A 15,558-nucleotide genomic window follows, 5' to 3' on the forward strand; every position below is an offset into this window, starting at 1 on the left:
AAGAGGCGGTTCGCCGCCTCTGCTTCCCGAAACCCGGAGGTCGAGATGAAGCGTGTGATGCTGGCGGTTGTTTCGGCCGTCCTGCTGTCCTGCCAGGGACCGGCGGCCGTGATGGCGCAGGAGACGGCGAACCCGCACGCGGCGAGCACCGAGGCTCATCGCTTTATCGCCCTGGCCGACCCGGAAGCCTTCCGGCGGGCGATCAGCGCCGATCTGGTAGCCCTGCCGGATGACAAACCCCTGCAGGTGTGGACCGAGCCGCGCGGCCGCGACGAGGTCGTCGCGGAAGGGCCGCCGCCGACCATGGCGCAGATGTCAGTTGAGGAGGCGCTGGAGGTCGCGTTGCGACTGGCGGGCGCCTAGACCGCCTCCACCGTTTGCTCGATGGCCCCGAAGATGGAGTGGTGGTGGTCATCCAGCATCTCAATGCGGACGGTGTCGCCGGCCCTGAGGAAGGGCGTCTCGGGTTTGCCGCGTAGCAGGGTCTCGACCGTGCGCACCTCGGCGATGCAGGAATAGCCGAGTCCGCCCTCGCTGACCGGCTTGCCCGGTCCGCCGCCGGCGTCGCGGTTGGAGACGGTGCCCGAGCCGATGATGGTCCCGGCGCACAGGGCGCGGGTCTTCGCCAGGTGAGCGATCAGGGTTCCGAAATCGAAGGTCATGTCGATGCCCGCGTCGGCCTTGCCGAAATCGGCGCCGTTCAGCTGGACGTTCAATTCGCCCTTCAGCTTGCCGTCGGCCCAGCGGTCGCCCAGCGCGCGCGGGGTGACGAAGACCGGCGACAGGGCCGAGGCGGGCTTGGACTGGACGAAGCCGAAGCCCTTGGCCAATTCGGCCGGGATCAGATTGCGCAGGGACACGTCGTTGACGAGACCGACGAGGCGGATATGGCCCAGCGCCTCTTCGCGGGTCACGCCCTGGGGCACGTCGCCCGTGACCACCACCACCTCGGCCTCGAGGTCGCAGCCCCAGCTTTCGTCGGCCAGCGGGATCGGATCGCGCGGGGCCAGGAAGCCGTCGGACCCGCCCTGGTACATCAGGGGGTCGGTCCAGAAACTGTCGGGCATTTCGGCGCCCCGCGCCTGCCGCACGAGGGCGACGTGGTTCACATAGGCCGAGCCGTCGGCCCACTGGTAGGCGCGGGGCAGGGGCGAGGCGGCCTCGCGCTCGTGGAAGCGGCCGCGCGGCACGCCGCCGTGTTCGAGGCTTTCGGCCAGGGCGCGCAGGTCGGGTTCCAGCCGGTCCCAGTCGTCAAGCGCCGCCTGCAGCGTCGGGGCGATCAGGAAGGCGTCGGTGAACCAGGCGAGGTCGCTGGAGACGAGGACGAGGCGACCGTCACGGCCGTGCTTGAGCGAAGCGAGTTTCATGGCTCAAGGCTTAGGCGGTTTCGCCGGGGGGCGAAACCGGGTTTTCAGTGTTTGGCGCGGGTTCCGCTGATGCGCCCGGCGGGCGCACGGCCCGACCCCGGGTTGGACAGTTCGGCGTGGGCGGCCCGCAGTTCCGCGACCCGGTGGGCCTCATCGCGCCAGTGCTGGTTGAAGGCCGCGACGGCCAGACGCAGGGCGTCGGTCTGCTCGCGCTGGGTCAGGTCGCGCTTCTCGTGCCGGGCGTCATGGGTCGGCGGGTGATGCTCGGCGGGCGCATGGGCCGGGGCGGCGGAATGGACGTTGACGATGGTGACCGCGGGGGTCGCCAGGACATCGTGGGTGGCATGGGCGTCGTGGGCGGGAGCGTGGGCGCCGTGCCCGGCTCCATGGCCCCCGCCATGGCCGTTGCCATGTCCGTGGCCGTGCGCCTCGGCCGGACCCTTGCCGTCGACGGCGTCCCTGAGCTTGCCGATCCGCCCCGACAGGCCCCTGGCCAGGCCGAGCGTCTTGCCCAGGCGGCTGTCGACGACCTTGAGCAGATGTTCGGCGCGGCCCTTCAGGGCGTTGTCGTCCGCGGTCATGGCCAATCGGGCGGCGTCGCTGACGGCCGTCCAGATCGCGTGCGCGGCATCGTCGCGGTGCGTGCTGGAACGGGCCCCCAGATACCAGCCCAGCAGCAGGGCGGCGGCCAGCCCCAGCAGGATGGCTCCCCAGATGAAGGGATCGGCGCCGATGAACAGCGGCGCGTCCAGCGGGGCGTTGGCCGGGTCGGCGTTGGCGAAGTCGGCGCCGTAGGACATGCTGCTCCCCCTCTTGCCGGACCGCGACGGTCGTCCGGCGCGCATCTTGCCCCGACGGCTCCGCTTGGCAACGGGAAAGGTTAACGGCGCGGCGGTTTCCCGTCGGAGGCGAGCGATCAGCGCGGCGGCGTGATCAGCGCCCGGGCCTCGGCCCCTGTACGGGCGCCGGCGTCTCGCACCTCGACCTCGACGGCCACGGCGCCCTCGGGTTCGTGGGCCCAGAGGTAGCGGCGCTCGACCTCGACCTCGCGGCCCGAGGGGGCGATGCCAATGAAGCTGTCGCCCCAGGGCGTGATCTTGATCAGCTCGGGCCAGATCAGGCTGCAGGCCTGATCCAGCTCCTCGATCGCCATGGCCGACAGTTCGTCGTCGCCTACAGCCATCGGCGGACCTCCCGGCGATAGACGTCATAGGCCGGACCGAATTTGGCGGCGAGGTAGCGTTCCTCGCGCTGGATGACGAACCGGTCGACCACGAACAGGCAGGGGATCAGCAGGAGCAGGGCGGTCAAGCTGTTCATGGCGATGGCCAGACCCGCATAGGTGACCGCGAAGCCGACGTAGATCGGATTGCGGCTGAGGCGATACGGGCCGTCGTTGATCAGGACGGTCGAAGGCTTCCACGGCTCGACCGCCGTTCCCCGGCGGCGGAACAGGCCCGCCGCCATGCCGTCCAGCAGCAGGCCGCCGACGATCAGGCCCAGGGCGACGGCGCGCCGGACCGACAGGTCAAGGCCGAACTCAACCGCCAGCCAGCCGAAGCCGGCCTCGACGATCCCGGGTCGCGCCCCGAGCTCGGCCAAGCCCCAGCCGGCCAGCAGGAAACCGAGATAGATCAGCGGCGGCGGGGCGATCACGCCGGGAATGTCGGGCTTGGCCATCAGATCGTCTGTCCCCGCGGAGCTGTGAAGACCGAGACATGGGCGTCGCCCGTATTGATCACGTCGGACGGCTCGAAGATCAGCACCTCGGCTTCCTCGTCGGCGCCGGTGCGGTGCTCGACGCCCCGCGGCACGACGATCAACTGGCCGGGGCCGAGTGTCTCGACCCGGTCGCGGAACTCGACCCGGAACCGGCCCTTCCAGACCAGGAACATCTCCTCGGCGTCGGCGTGGCTGTGCCAGGGGAAGACACCCTGAACCTTGACCAGCCGCACGTCCTGCCCGTTCAGCTGCGCCGCGACGCGCGGCCGCCAGTGGTCGGAGAAGGCCGCGAATTTGTCGGCCAGGTCGAGGACGGCGCCCCGGGTCACGGCCGCAGGTCCTCGTCGCCGTAGATGGCGACGCCGGCCGGGGCGTCGCTCGACACCGCGCCGCGATACATGCCGGAACTGGTCATGGCGAAGCTCGGACGCCCTCCCGTGTTCATGACGATGACCCCGCCCGAGCCGCCCAGCGCCAGGGCGTCGTCAACCTCGGCCTGCGCCGCGCCCTGGGTCGTCGATCCGCCGGCGATGCGGGCGCAGATGTCGCGGGCGACGCTGGCGCGAATATAGAATTCCCCATCGCCCGTCGCCGACACCGCGCAGCCGTCGGCGTTGGACGCGTAAGTCCCCGCCCCGATCACCGGGACGTCCCCGACCCGACCCCAGCGTTTGGCGGTCATGCCGCCGGTCGAGGTGCCCGCCGCGAGCCGGCCCTCGCTGTCCAGCGCCACCGCGCCGACGGTGCCGAATTTGCGCTCGTTCAACGGCGGGGCGGGCAGCGCATTCTCCGCCTGCGGCCCGGGCGCGCCGGCGGGCCGCGAAGGGATCGGCAGGTTCTGCGCCCGCAACGCCGTCTCCAGCCCCCGCCAGCGACGCTCGGTGAAGAAGAAAGCCGGGTCGACCTGCTCCAGCCCGACCGAGGCGGCGAATGTGTCGGCGCCTTCGCCGATCAGCATGACGTGCGGCGACCGCTCCATCACCGCCCGGGCGGCGGCGATGGGGTGGCGGGTGGTGGTCAGGCCGGCCACGGCGCCGGCGGTCAGGTCCGAGCCGTTCATGACGGCGGCGTCCAGCTCGTTGCGCCCGGCGGCGGTGAAAACCGCCCCGCGCCCGGCGTTGAACAGCGGGTCGTCCTCCATCAGTTCGATGGCGGCCTGGACCGCATCGAGCGACGAGCCGCCACCAGCCAATACCGCCGATCCCGCCTCCAGCGCGCGATGCAGGGCGGCGCGGTAGGCGGCGTCCTGTTCGGGCGTCAGACTGTCGCGCTCGATCACCCCGGCGCCGCCGTGGATGGCGAAGGACCAGTGCGGCGCGTCCTGGGCTGCGGCTGGCGCGGCCAGCAGGGCGAGGGAGATGACGGCGGGGATCAGGCGGGAAACGAACATGGTCGGTCTTCCGAAAACGGGGCGGCAGCGTCGGCCAAGCGCGAGCTCAACTCAAGGGCCGACCGCGGCGGGGACAGCCGGTAGTCTCGACCCGAACGGGGCGAGGATGGGGCGTGACGAAGCCTGGACGGGAGGACGGGGAAGGGACGCCTTCAGAGAATCCATCGCGGCAGGGCGACCTCGACGGGCGCCATGCCGTACAGACGTCGGGTGAGGCTGGCGAGAGCCATCCGGGAATCGCCCGGATCGCCCAGCCAGGCGCAGCCCAGCAGCCGGTTGACCGAGGGCGGCCGGTCGATCCAGCCGAACGGGCTGTCGGGCAACAGCAGCAGGCGGCGTCGCTGGCCATTGCGTCGCCGGCGCCAGATCGGGTTGTGGCGCGCGGTCGCGACGAAGGCGGGATCCAGGGTTACCAAGGCCTCGGGATCCCAGGCGGCGACCTGTTCGGGGCTCACGCGACCGATGTCGCGCGAACCCTCGGCGACGTTGGTCCAGCCCGCGCCTTCCAGCACCTCGGTGGCCAGGGCGCCGCGGAAACCCGTCTCCAGCCCGTCGGCGCCGCGGGCGTAATAGAAGGTCGGTCCGGCGGGCGCGCGCCGCCACCGCTCCAGCAGCCCGGCCGCCTCGTCGGCGAGGGGCCTCGCGGTCAGGTCGGCCTCGAGCAGGCCCCCGGCCTCGCGGATCGCCTCGGGGATGAGCGTGAGGGCGCCGTCGATCAATCGCCAGTCGACCTCGAGCCGGTTCCGCATCCGGTCGCCCAGGGCGCGATCCTCATTGTCCGTGTCGCCGTAGTCGATCATCAGGCGCGGTTTCAGGGCCGCGATCGCGTCAAGGTCGGGAGCGCGCCCGCCGCCGCCCGGCGCGCCCAGTTCCGGCAGCCTGGCGGCCAGCGCCGGCAGGGCCGCCAGCGCGCTCGCCGACGGTCGGCGCGGCCAGCCCGCCAGCCGGTCCCGGGCGACCGCCCAGATCAGCAGGGCAGCCGGCTGGCCCGCCGCCACCACGTTGGGGGCGGAACCGGCTGACCCGCGGGCGCAGCCCGCGAGCGCCACGGCGCCGCCTCCCAGTCCGATCAGCGCCGATCGCCGCGTCGTGCTCATGGGGCCCCGCCAAACTGATTCCCGTCATTCTGCCGCGCCGCCGGACGACGCGCCACCTCACAGCCAATTTACCCTTAACTCTTGTCCGGTCTTGCTCCGCGTGCTGCTTATGCGCCTTCGCGCGTCAGGTGGGGCGCAGCAATATGGGAGTGGGCCGTTGAGTACGACGGACGAGGGAGGCTCGATGACAACGACGCCCCAAAAGACCTTTCTGGGACATCCGCGCGGGCTGGTGATCCTGTTCTTCACCGAGATGTGGGAGCGGTTTTCCTTCTACGGGATGCGCGCCCTGCTGGTTCTGTACCTGACCCAGCATTTCCTGTTTGGCTCGGCTGAAGCCCAGGGCATTTACGCCGCCTATGCGGCGCTGGTCTATCTGATGCCGGTGCTGGGCGGCGCGATCGCCGACCGCTTCCTGGGGTCTCGCAAGGCCGTGACCATCGGCGCCCTGCTGCTGGTCGCCGGTCACTTCACCATGGCCTTCGAGGGTTCGGGCGGACGCGAGTACATCCAGTACGGCGGTCAGGAATACCGGATCGAGGTCGAGGGCCGTGACGCCGACCGCCAACTGTTCGCCATGGTGGGCGACGAGAAGGTGCCGATCGACGTCGGACCGGAGGGCATTCGCGTCTCCGGCATTCCCACGGCGGCGGAGTCGGCCCAGGCCCAGGCCGCGGCGGCGACGCCCGCCACCGTGCCGGCGGCGGCGACCGTCACGGACCCGGAAGCGGCCGCCGTGCCGGCGGACGGCCCTGCCACCGCCATCGCGACCGCGCCGGAAACGGTGGCGGACGCCGCGCGTCCCGACGCCGTGACAGCTCCCGGCGCCCTGCCGGCCCTGATCGGTCCCGACGACTACGAGATTCGCAAGGCCGTTGATGTCCAGGGGCAGTATGTTCTGTTCTTCGCCCTGGCACTGATCATCGTCGGCGTGGGCTTCCTGAAACCCAACATTTCGACGGTGGTGGGCTCGCTCTACGAGCAGAACGATCCGCGCCGCGACTCGGGCTTCACCATCTTCTATGTCGGCATCAATCTGGGCTCGATCCTTGCTACCGCCCTGTGCGGCTGGCTGGGCATCGAATACGGGTGGCGCTACGGCTTCGGCCTGGCCGGCATCGGCATGCTGGCCGGTCTGATCACCTTCTGGCTGGGCCAGAAGTGGCTTGGCGGACGCGCCGATCCGCCCGCCAGCGCCAAGCTGGACAAGAAGACCCTGGGCATCCCGCGGGAAGCCTGGATCTACATCCTCGGCATCCTGTTCGTCATCCCGACCTGGCTGGTCGTGCAGCAGCACGACGCGGTCGAGGCGTCGCTGCTGTATCTCGTGCCGACGGTGTTCGCCGGCCTGCTGCTGTATTCCCTCACCTTCCTGAGGGGCGACGACCGCTGGAAGATGCTGGCGGCGATCATTCTGACCATGTTCTCGGTTCTGTTCTGGACCCTGTTCGAGCAGGCCGGCTCCTCGCTGACCCTGTTCGCTGACCAGTCCACCCAGATGCCGGGCTGGTTCAACGCGGCCCAGACCCAGACCTTCAACCCCGGCATGATCGTGGTCTTCGGTCCCGTCATGGCGGCGCTGTGGGTTCTGCTGGCCAAACGCGGCCTGAACCCCAGCGTGCCCCTGAAGTTCGCCTTCGGCCTCATCCTGGTCGGCGCCGGCTTCCTGCTGCTGGTGTGGGCTTCGAAGGCCTTCGTCACCGTGGACTTCAAGGTGCCGCTGCTCTGGCTGTTCCTTGCCTACTTCCTGCACTCCATCGGCGAGCTCTGCCTTTCGCCGGTCGGCCTGTCGATGATCACCAAACTGTCGGTGGCCAGGATGGTCGGCATGATGATGGGGGCCTGGTTCATGGCCTCGGCGCTGGCGCATATCATCGCGGGCATAGTCGCCAAATCGACGGCCACCGAGACGGTCGGCGGCGTGGTGACCAATCCACAACTGGCGCTGGAGACCTACGCAGGCGTGTTCCAGACCATCGGCCTGTACGGCGTGGGCATCGGCCTTATCCTGCTGGTCATCTCGCCCGTGCTGAAGTGGATGATGCGCGGCGTTCAGTAGGGCCCGGCAATCGACCAGGAACAGGAAGGGCGGGGCCTCGCGGCTCCGCCCTTTTTGACGCGTCGGGCAGGCGCGCCTCGAGTTTCGGGGGTGGGGGATCGCCTTCTTCAGAAGGTCTTTCTTATCTGGACGAACAGCCAGGGGCTCATCTTGGTGCGCCGGACCTCGCGGAAGGCCAGGGGGGCGGTGTCGCGCGGGCCCGTGTGGATGTGGCGGTCGTAGCCGGTGGCGCGGTCGGTGGCGTTGCCCAGATCGACACGAACCGTCAGGTCGCGGCGCGGCTTCCACTGGCCATAGGCGCTGACGCCCGGTTCGGCGTGGAAGGCGCGAACCTCGCGCACCCTGAAGGCGCGGCCCTTGTCGACGTTGCAGCCGTGGTCGAAACCGTACGACCAGCGCCCGCCTTGCAGGTCGTGATTGAAAGCGACGCCGCAGCCGAAGGCCTGATTGCCCTCGAAGCGGCGGGTCTCGCCGGTCAGAGGATCGGTCACCTCGGTATGGACCCAGCTGGCGCGGGCCTGGAGGCGCGCGTTGGGGATGCCCAGCTTGTCCATCGGCAGGGTCAGGCGTGTTTCGAACAGATCGAACGAGCCGTCGCCGATGTTGCCGACCGCGTCGAAACCGCCGGCCAGGGGGATGAGGTCGACCACGTCCTCGACCTCGCCGTGCTGCAGGGTGAGGCTCAGCACGCCCTCTCCCCAGAAGCGGCGCTCATAGACGGCTTCCAGCAGGGTAGTCTTTTCAGGTTCGAGATCGGGGTTGCCGCCCTCGACCTGGCCAATGTCGATGTCGGCCGAGGCGACGAAGTCGTCGAAGTCCAGCTGTCCCACCTCGCGCTCGGCGCGGACGCGGAACTGGTGGCCGGTCCAGGGCGTCCAGGTCGCCTGGATGCGGGGCTTGGGATAGACGAAGGCCTTGGTCAGGTCGCTGTCGCCGGACTGGCTGATCTCGGACACCTCCACCCGCAGCCCGCCCTCGACGGTCAGGGTCGGGCCGGGCCGCCACGTGACCTGGCCGAAGGCTTCGCCGCGCAGTTCCTCGACCCTGACCGAGGACGACGGCAGCGGGATCGGCACGCCGTTCTCCTCATAGGCGGTGGCGCTGTCGAGGAAGTTGTAGGCCGCCTCGCCGCCGGTCTCGAACGCCCAGCGGTCGTTGGGCCGGAAGCGCACGATGGCGCGGGCGATCGATTCGCCCGCCGATGCGTCGGACATGAAGATCGAGCCGTCGCCGCTGCTTTCCGAGACGCCGGTATAGTCCTCGGTGGAGAACCGCTGCAGGCCGGTGAGCTCGAGCGCCGTGCGAGGTCCCAGGTCGCGGGTCCAGCTGACGCCCAGCTCGCTGTCGACCTCGTCCGATTCCTCGTCGTTGAAGCTGTCGGATCCGGCGCCGGAACGGATCAGCAGGTCCTGGGAATTCTCCTGGCCGAACCAGCCCAGCAGGCCGTTGATGCGCAGCAGGCCGCCGGCGACGCGGCGCTGGACGGCCCCGGTGGCCCGCACCGTACGGATGCGGTCCCACAGCACCAGGTCGGCGTCCTGGATCAGATCGCCGGCGGCGTTGTAGCGGCGGCGAAAGCCCTCGCCCGTCCCGTCCGTGCGGTCGCTGAAGGCGTTCAGCGACCCCTCGATCTGATTGTCGCCCTCGCGCCGGGACCATCGGGCCGAGACCACGGGGCCGATATAGCCATCGGGATAGAAATAGGCGTTGGCCTCGATCACCCGCTCGACCGTGACCGTGCGGATCAGGACGACATTGGCGACGACCGATCGCCCCTGCATGTCGATACCCGGCGCTCCGCCGCGGATCAGTTCGATGCGGGACACGCCGGCGGCCGAGATGCGGCGCAGGATGTCATCAAGACCGTCGCTCTTGGTCGAGGGCCGTGCGCCGTCGACCAGGACGTTTCCGGCCGTGCCGGCCAGGCCTCGGGCGTCGGTGTCGCCGGTGTCCAGGCTGAAGCCGGGCAGGCGGGCGATCATGTCCAGGGCGGTGTCGGGCCGGGCGTCGGCGAAGAAGGCCGGCTCGAACACCAGCACGCCCTGCTGGGCGGTGTCGACCGAAGGGGCGCTCCCGGCCGGGCCCGTCGGGACCGGCGCGCTGGCGGCGGTCTGGGCGGCCGCCTGCGAGGGCGAGGTCTGGGCCAACGCCGGCCCCGAGAGGGCGCACGCGGCCGCTCCGGCCAGCCAGACTGCTTTTCTCATGAACCCTCTCCCGGTTAAGGCAAAGGTGCGCGCGCGCCTGCCGGGCCTCCAGTTAAAAGCGGGACAGGTGGATTAATTCGCCGACAGGCTTGGGGCGGCTCGATGGCCGCCCCGCCGGCCCTGGAATCAGAACGTCTTGCGAAGCCGCAGGGAGATGAAGGTCCGGGGGTTGATGTAGCGGTTCTCGTAGAAGGCCACGGGCCGGGCCGCCGTGCGATCGGCGAAGACCGTGCGCTGCACCTCGAAATCATCCCAGACGTTGATCTGGGCCCGCAGGGCGAGGGTGGGGCTCGGCTTGTACTCGGCCCAGAGCTCGAAATAGTCGGCGCCGCGGAAGCCCGAGGTCTGGTCGGGATCGTAGTTGAACTGGTGCAGGGTCGCGATCCAGGCGCCGCCCCACTCCAGTTTCCAGGAGGGAATGTTCTGGGCGATGGTGAAGACCGGTTGCGACGGCCGTAGCCCCGAGATGGCGCGCGTTTCGCCCGTGGTCGGATCGGTCACCTCTGTGTGGTTCCAGGTGTTGCGGAAGCCCAGACGTCCGCCGGTGAAGCCGAACCTGTCCGTCGGCACCAGCACATTGACCACCAGCTGATCCAGGGTGCCGTCGCCGATGTTGCCGACCGCCGACAGGCCGCCGTCCAGCGGGATCACGTCGATGGCGTCGACGATCTCGTCGTGACGCAGGCCGATGCTGACGATGCCGTCGGTCCAGAAGCGCCGCTCATAGGTGACTTCGGTGATCCAGCGTTGTTCGGGTTCCAGATCGGCGTTGCCGCCCAGCACATTCTCCTCGTCCAGATCGGAGGAGGCGGCGAAGTCGCCGAAGTCCAGCTGGCCCAGTTCACGCTCGAACCTGAAGCGGAACTGGTTGTTCGGCATCGGCGTCCAGGTCGCCTGAAGCCGGGGCTTGGCGAAGAAGAAGCTCTTCTCCTGGTCGGCGTCCCCCGACTGGGTGATGGTCGAGGCCTCGAGGCGCAGGCCGCCTTCCAGGGTCAGGGTCGGGCGAACGCGCCACGTCGCCTTGCCGAAGGCCTCGCCGCGCGTCTCCTCGACCTTGACCGAGGCCGAGGGGAGGGGCACCGCGACGCCGCCGACGGTGAAGGCCTGCTCGATCTCCAGCATGTTGTAGGCGACCTCGCCGCCGCCCTCGAAGGTCAGGGCGGGCGAGCGTTCGAAACGCAGCAGGCTGCGGAAGATGGTTTCGGACGCGTCGCCCTCGGCGACGAAAAGCTGTTCCGGACTGTCGACGGCGCCGACACGGGTGCGCGATGTCGAGGCGTTTTCGAAATCGTTGAACTGGTGAATGAACCGGGTCTCGAGATTGAGGCGGGGGCTCAGCGGGCGGGTGTAGACCGCCCCGAACTCGCCGCCAGAGCCGTCTTCCTCGAACAGGTTCTCGCGCCGCACCGCGGGCGCCGTCTGCAGGTTGATGCTGTAGTAGTCGTTGACGCCGTAGCGCGCCGTCAGGTCGATCTTGCCGCCGAACAGGGGCGTGGCGAAGTTGCCCCGGATCGAGGTCCCACCGCCGTACTGGTCGTTGAAGAAGTCCTCCTGGCGAATGACGGCGCCATTGGCGTCGCGGCGGATCACGGGTCCCGTGCCGTTGGCGTCGCTGGTGGAAATGCCGTCGCTCAGGGTCACGCCCCAGGTCCGCTCGCCCTCCTTGGCCGTGAACTGCCAGGAGGCGCCATGGACGTCCCGCCCGCCGTCGAAAAGGTAGCTGTTCAGGGTGAGGATCGACTGCCGGCTGGACTCGGCCCGGGTGATCACGTTCACGACGATCGCGAAGCCCTGCATGTCGATGCCGGGCGCGCCGCCGCGGATCAGCTCGATCCGCTCGACCTGGGCGGCGAGGGTGCGCCCCAGCACGGCCGAGCCGGTGTCGTTCTTGGAGGCCGGGCGCGATCCATTGACCAGGATGTTGCCGACCGATCCCTCGAAACCGCGGCTGCCGTCGCCGTCGACGACGGTGAAGCCCGGAATCCGGTTGACCATGTCGAGGGCCGAGTTGGGGCGATGGTCGGCGAAGAAATCGGGCGTGAAGACCAGCACGCCTTGCTGGGCGGCGTCGGCCTGCGGCTCGGGCGCGGGCGGAGGGGTCTGGGCGAAGGCCGCGCCGCTGGTCATCAGGATGGCCGTCGTCGCCAGCAGTATGGTCTTGGTCATTGCAGGGGTCCCCTCGTCGTGTGACGAAGGTGTGGCTTCGCGTCGCGGTGCTCTCCAGTTACAAGACGGACAGGTGGATTAAATCTCGTACAGATTACGTGCCTGTCATCAATGTGTTCTGAAATGGACTGGCGGTTGCTTGGATCTGTTCCCATGAAGAAGGTATAGTCGTGAGATCGTTTCCCGCCGTTCTTTCTGTCCTCGCCATTCTGGGCGGCGCCTGGCTGTCGCCGGCGCCCGCCCGGGCCCAGACGGCCGAGCCCGGGGCGGCCGAACTGGACGAGGTGGTCGTCCTGGCCCGCCGGTCTGGCGCGCCGATGTGGACGGTGACCCGGGGCGACAGCACCCTGATCCTGGTCGGCGCCATCACGGGCATTCCGCGCGACCTGTCGTGGCGGCCGGACGACCTGGAAGCGGCGGCGGAGCGTGCGGACCAGATCCTGTTGCCGCAGGAGGGCCGCGCCTCGGTGACCGACCTGTTCCGCATCATCTGGCGCGCCCGGACCATCAGCCAGTTGCCGCAGGGCATGACCAGCGCCGATTATCTCACGACGGAATACCAGGCCCGGCTTGAGGCGGTGATGGCCGGCGAGCGCAATCAGGACTGGCGACGCAAGAGCCTGCTGTTCCTCAGCTTCGACCTGATGCGGGACAAGGCCGGCTATACCGGCCAGCGGGGCGGCGACGACGCCACCGATGTGATCCGGCGGGCGGCGCGGCGGGCCCGGGTCCCGTTCCGCCCCGTGGGCACCGTGCGCGGCGACGAGATCGTCGAAAGCCTGATCTCGGCGCCGCAGTCGGTCCATCGGCCCTGCGTCGAAACGGCCATCGCCGCCGCCGAGCAAGGGCCCGAGGCGGCGCGCGAGCGGGCCGAGGACTGGTGGGCCCTGCGGGTTCCCGAGGTCATCGCATCGCCCATCGACAAGGCGCTGGCCCAGTGCTGGCCCTGGGGCGACCCCGGGATCGAGCCGCAGCTGAGGCAGCAGTGGGCGGCGGCGATCGAAACCTCGCTGATCTCGCCCGGGGTGACCATGGGCGTGGCCCCGATCCGGCTGCTGGCCCAGGAAGGCGGCGTGCTGGACGGGCTTGAGGCGCGGGGGTTCGACGTGGTGGGGCCGGACTGGAAGGCGGAGGCCCCGGAGACCGACGAGGCCGGTGTTGACGCGGCAGACTCCGAAAGGGGCGCCTAACTCGTCTACCCTGGATACTTCGTCGGCCCGGGCGGTTCGTGTCCTGCCGCCCGGCTGTCAGGCCCCTGCGTCAATCCCGGACGTAGCGTCAGACCGCCGTGCCGCCCACCGTCAGGCCCGCGATCTTGAGACTGGGCTGGCCGATGCCGACGGGGACGCCCTGGCCGCCCTTGCCGCAGACGCCGACGCCGGGGTCGAAGGCGAAGTCGTCGCCGATCATCCGCACCTGCTGCAGGGCCGTGGCCCCGTCGCCGATGAGGGTGGCGCCGCGGACCGGGGCGGTGATCTTGCCGTCCTCGATCAGATAGGCCTCGGTGCACTGGAAGACGAATTTGCCGTTGGTGATGTCGACCTGGCCGCCGCCGAAATTGGCCGCGTACAGGCCCCGTTTCGTGCTCGCGATCATATCGGCCTGCGAGTCCTTGCCGCCCTCCATGAAGGTGTTGGTCATGCGCGGCATCGGCATGTGGGCGAAGGACTGGCGCCGCCCATTGCCGGTGGCGCGGGCGCCCAGCTGGCGCGCTGACAGCCGGTCGTGCATCAGCCCGACCATGATGCCGTCCTCGATCAGCACGGTGCGCGAGGTCGGCGTGCCCTCGTCGTCCACCGACAGCGAGCCGCGGCGGCCCGCGATGGAGCCGTCGTCGACAACGGTGACGCCCGGGGCGGCGACGCGTTTGCCCATCATGCCGGTGAAGACCGAACTGCCCTTGCGGTGGAAATCGCCCTCGAAGCCGTGGCCGATGGCCTCGTGCAGCAGCACGCCGGGCCAGCCCGCGCCGAGCACCACGTCCATCTCGCCGGCCGGGCAGTCGACGGCATCCAGATTGACCAGGGCCTGACGCAGGGCCTCGTCGACCTGCCATTGCCAGCGGTCGGGGGCGATCCATGTCTCGAACCCGGCCCGGCCGCCCGCGCCGGACGAGGCGCTCTCGCGCCGGCCGTCCTTCTCGACCGTGACCGAAACGTTCAGCCGGACCAGCGGGCGGATGTCGTCGACGCGACGACCGTCGCCGCGCAGTATCTCGATGTGGCGGCGCTCGCCGACGAGGGAGACGGACACCTGGACCACCCGCGGATCGCGGGCCCGGGCCCAGGCGTCGATTTCGGACAGCAGGGCGATCTTGTCGGAGAAGGGGGGCGAGGCGAGAGGATCGACCGCATCGTAGAGCTTCTGGTTGGTGGCCCTCGGAGCCTCGGCCGTCATCCCGGCGTGGCCCGACCTGGCCAGGGCGGCGCTGTCGGCGGCGCGGCGCAGGGCGGAGCCGCTGATCTCGTTGGCGTGGGCGTAGCCGGCGGTCTCGCCGGCGACCACCCGCAGGCCGAAGCCCCCGGAGGCGTCGTAGGCGGCGGACTTGAGGCGCCCGTCGTCGAAGACCAGCGATTCGAGCTCGGAGCGTTCGAGGAACAGTTCGCCGTCGTCGGCCCCCGCCAGCGCGCCTTGCAGGATGGAGAGGGCCTCGTCGGCGCCGAGGTCGGCGCTGTCGAGGATGGCGGGCGGAGAAACGGGAACGGTCATGGAGCCTAAGTAGGGGCTGACCGTCCCCGCGTCACCGTCATCGTGCGAAGTCGGGGGACTTCAGTCCTGTTCGACCTCGCCCCAGCCGCTGGTCGCCTGTTCCAGCTGGGCCGGGCGCCGGGTCAGGTTGACGTCGCCGTCGCCGGAGACGTCGACATTGACCCGGCCGGTCGGTCCGACCCGGGTCTCCCCGTCGCCGGAAGACTGGATGGTGGCGTCGACGACCTGCAGCCTGTGCAGGTCGGCATCGCCGTCGCCGTAGATCTTGAGGTCGAGGGTGACGGTTTCGCCGCGGGCGTCGACATCGCCCTCGCCGTTCAGGGTCAGGTTCATCGTCCGCTGGTCGTAGCCGCGGATCGAAAGGCGGCCGTCGTCGCCGACATCGAAGGTGTTCACCGCCGGAGCCGTGACCACAACGCGCAGGGAGTCGGTCTCGCTCCACGCGCGAATGCCCGAGCCGCTCCAGCGAATATAGCCGCGCTCGGCGCCGTCATCGCCCTCGAGCGTCAGGCGGCCGTCCTGCAAGCGGACGCGTTCGACCACGTTCTTCGGCCCGGTGACCCGGACGCCGGGGGTCTCTCCCTGCACGTAGGTGACCCGGCCGGGGAGGTCGACCGACAGGCGCTCGCCGCCGGTCCAGGCCAGATTGCGGGTGATGTCGGGAGCGGCCTCGCCGCGTTCGAGGCGGAAATGGTCCTCGCCGACGTCGCTGTCGGTGACCACCCAGGTCCAGTCGTGGCGTTGTACGTCGTTCTTGACCAGGGCGACGGAGCCGCCGATGCCGACCAGGGCCAGGCCGAAGCCGACGCCGGTGATGACCAGTAGATTGCGGATCATGTCAGGT

General features: G+C 69.7%; 14 protein-coding genes. 3 read left to right on the plus strand and 11 right to left on the minus strand.

The genetic code is table 11. The features are described 5' to 3' along the window. Positions 1-45 precede the first annotated feature (45 nt). Positions 46-363 carry a hypothetical protein gene (locus Q8Q71_RS16390; RefSeq protein WP_305760663.1) on the plus strand — a complete coding sequence of 106 codons (318 nt, stop codon included), beginning with the start codon at positions 46-48 and terminating at the stop codon, positions 361-363. On the opposite strand, the gene Q8Q71_RS16395 is transcribed toward Q8Q71_RS16390, so the two are convergent. The 7 genes from Q8Q71_RS16395 to Q8Q71_RS16425 form a co-directional block, all read right to left on the minus strand. After that, positions 360-1,367, minus strand: coding sequence for a fumarylacetoacetate hydrolase family protein (locus Q8Q71_RS16395; RefSeq protein ID WP_305760664.1), 1,008 nt, complete (start codon positions 1,365-1,367; stop codon positions 360-362). The two genes, Q8Q71_RS16390 and Q8Q71_RS16395, sit on opposite strands and share 4 nt — an antisense overlap. Positions 1,368-1,411: 44 nt before the next feature. Next, a complete protein-coding gene (locus Q8Q71_RS16400; protein ID WP_305760665.1) occupies positions 1,412-2,167 on the minus strand; it encodes a hypothetical protein in 756 nt (251 codons plus the stop codon). A 116-nt stretch (positions 2,168-2,283) separates the two neighbouring features. Next, positions 2,284-2,550, minus strand: a complete 267-nt coding sequence (locus tag Q8Q71_RS16405) for a hypothetical protein (protein WP_305760666.1) — start codon at positions 2,548-2,550, stop codon at positions 2,284-2,286. Continuing rightward, positions 2,541-3,047 (minus strand): isoprenylcysteine carboxylmethyltransferase family protein, encoded by a 507-nt coding sequence (locus Q8Q71_RS16410; protein ID WP_305760667.1) that lies wholly within the window; start codon positions 3,045-3,047, stop codon positions 2,541-2,543. Before Q8Q71_RS16410 ends, Q8Q71_RS16405 begins: the two co-directional genes overlap by 10 nt. Next, entirely contained in the window at positions 3,047-3,418 is a 372-nt protein-coding gene (locus Q8Q71_RS16415; protein WP_305760668.1) for a cupin domain-containing protein, read from the minus strand. Before Q8Q71_RS16415 ends, Q8Q71_RS16410 begins: the two co-directional genes overlap by 1 nt. Continuing rightward, positions 3,415-4,479 carry an isoaspartyl peptidase/L-asparaginase family protein gene (locus Q8Q71_RS16420; RefSeq protein WP_305760669.1) on the minus strand — a complete coding sequence of 355 codons (1,065 nt, stop codon included), beginning with the start codon at positions 4,477-4,479 and terminating at the stop codon, positions 3,415-3,417. The genes Q8Q71_RS16415 and Q8Q71_RS16420 overlap by 4 nt, the downstream gene beginning before the upstream one ends. A gap of 152 nt (positions 4,480-4,631) precedes the next feature. Beyond that, entirely contained in the window at positions 4,632-5,576 is a 945-nt protein-coding gene (locus Q8Q71_RS16425) for a hypothetical protein (RefSeq protein WP_305760670.1), read from the minus strand. A gap of 184 nt (positions 5,577-5,760) precedes the next feature. On the opposite strand from Q8Q71_RS16425, the gene Q8Q71_RS16430 reads away from it, so the two are divergent. Continuing rightward, positions 5,761-7,635 carry a peptide MFS transporter gene (locus Q8Q71_RS16430; protein WP_305760671.1) on the plus strand — a complete coding sequence of 625 codons (1,875 nt, stop codon included), beginning with the start codon at positions 5,761-5,763 and terminating at the stop codon, positions 7,633-7,635. Between the two features lie 107 nt (positions 7,636-7,742). Here the strand turns inward: Q8Q71_RS16430 and Q8Q71_RS16435 are convergent, their stop codons facing one another. Together Q8Q71_RS16435 and Q8Q71_RS16440 are read right to left on the minus strand one after the other, a co-directional pair. Further along, positions 7,743-9,839 carry a TonB-dependent siderophore receptor gene (locus Q8Q71_RS16435; protein ID WP_305760672.1) on the minus strand — a complete coding sequence of 699 codons (2,097 nt, stop codon included), beginning with the start codon at positions 9,837-9,839 and terminating at the stop codon, positions 7,743-7,745. Positions 9,840-9,965: 126 nt separating this feature from the next. Then, on the minus strand, positions 9,966-12,005 hold the full coding sequence (locus tag Q8Q71_RS16440) for a TonB-dependent siderophore receptor (RefSeq protein WP_305760673.1): 2,040 nt from the start codon (positions 12,003-12,005) through the stop codon (positions 9,966-9,968). A gap of 170 nt (positions 12,006-12,175) precedes the next feature. Between Q8Q71_RS16440 and Q8Q71_RS16445 the strand changes: the two genes are divergently transcribed. Beyond that, complete coding sequence (locus Q8Q71_RS16445; protein WP_305760674.1) at positions 12,176-13,195, plus strand: TraB/GumN family protein; 1,020 nt, start codon at positions 12,176-12,178, stop codon at positions 13,193-13,195. 88 nt (positions 13,196-13,283) lie between these two features. Here the strand turns inward: Q8Q71_RS16445 and tldD are convergent, their stop codons facing one another. Beyond that, entirely contained in the window at positions 13,284-14,714 is a 1,431-nt protein-coding gene (gene tldD, locus Q8Q71_RS16450; RefSeq protein ID WP_305760675.1) for a metalloprotease TldD, read from the minus strand. A 60-nt stretch (positions 14,715-14,774) separates the two neighbouring features. Beyond that, the gene (locus Q8Q71_RS16455) at positions 14,775-15,551 is read right to left on the minus strand and encodes a GIN domain-containing protein (RefSeq protein WP_305760676.1); all 777 of its coding nucleotides are present in this window, start codon (positions 15,549-15,551) and stop codon (positions 14,775-14,777) included. Between the last annotated feature and the right edge of the window lie 7 nt (positions 15,552-15,558).

Source organism: Brevundimonas sp. (assembly GCF_030704825.1).
Lineage (GTDB): Bacteria > Pseudomonadota > Alphaproteobacteria > Caulobacterales > Caulobacteraceae > Brevundimonas.

What these genes read in the sequence shown, in the direction of transcription:
- Q8Q71_RS16395 (WP_305760664.1), bottom strand. Translation starts at nt 1,367, where the DNA reads ATGAAACTCGCTTCGCTCAAGCACGGCCGTGACGGTCGCCTCGTCCTC.
- Q8Q71_RS16420 (WP_305760669.1), bottom strand. Translation starts at nt 4,479, where the DNA reads ATGTTCGTTTCCCGCCTGATCCCCGCCGTCATCTCCCTCGCCCTGCTG.
- Q8Q71_RS16435 (WP_305760672.1), bottom strand. Translation starts at nt 9,839, where the DNA reads ATGAGAAAAGCAGTCTGGCTGGCCGGAGCGGCCGCGTGCGCCCTCTCG.
- Q8Q71_RS16430 (WP_305760671.1), top strand. Translation starts at nt 5,761, where the DNA reads ATGACAACGACGCCCCAAAAGACCTTTCTGGGACATCCGCGCGGGCTG.
- Q8Q71_RS16455 (WP_305760676.1), bottom strand. Translation starts at nt 15,551, where the DNA reads ATGATCCGCAATCTACTGGTCATCACCGGCGTCGGCTTCGGCCTGGCC.
- Q8Q71_RS16440 (WP_305760673.1), bottom strand. Translation starts at nt 12,005, where the DNA reads ATGACCAAGACCATACTGCTGGCGACGACGGCCATCCTGATGACCAGC.
- tldD (WP_305760675.1), bottom strand. Translation starts at nt 14,714, where the DNA reads ATGACCGTTCCCGTTTCTCCGCCCGCCATCCTCGACAGCGCCGACCTC.
- Q8Q71_RS16400 (WP_305760665.1), bottom strand. Translation starts at nt 2,167, where the DNA reads ATGTCCTACGGCGCCGACTTCGCCAACGCCGACCCGGCCAACGCCCCG.
- Q8Q71_RS16410 (WP_305760667.1), bottom strand. Translation starts at nt 3,047, where the DNA reads ATGGCCAAGCCCGACATTCCCGGCGTGATCGCCCCGCCGCCGCTGATC.
- Q8Q71_RS16390 (WP_305760663.1), top strand. Translation starts at nt 46, where the DNA reads ATGAAGCGTGTGATGCTGGCGGTTGTTTCGGCCGTCCTGCTGTCCTGC.
- Q8Q71_RS16425 (WP_305760670.1), bottom strand. Translation starts at nt 5,576, where the DNA reads ATGAGCACGACGCGGCGATCGGCGCTGATCGGACTGGGAGGCGGCGCC.
- Q8Q71_RS16405 (WP_305760666.1), bottom strand. Translation starts at nt 2,550, where the DNA reads ATGGCTGTAGGCGACGACGAACTGTCGGCCATGGCGATCGAGGAGCTG.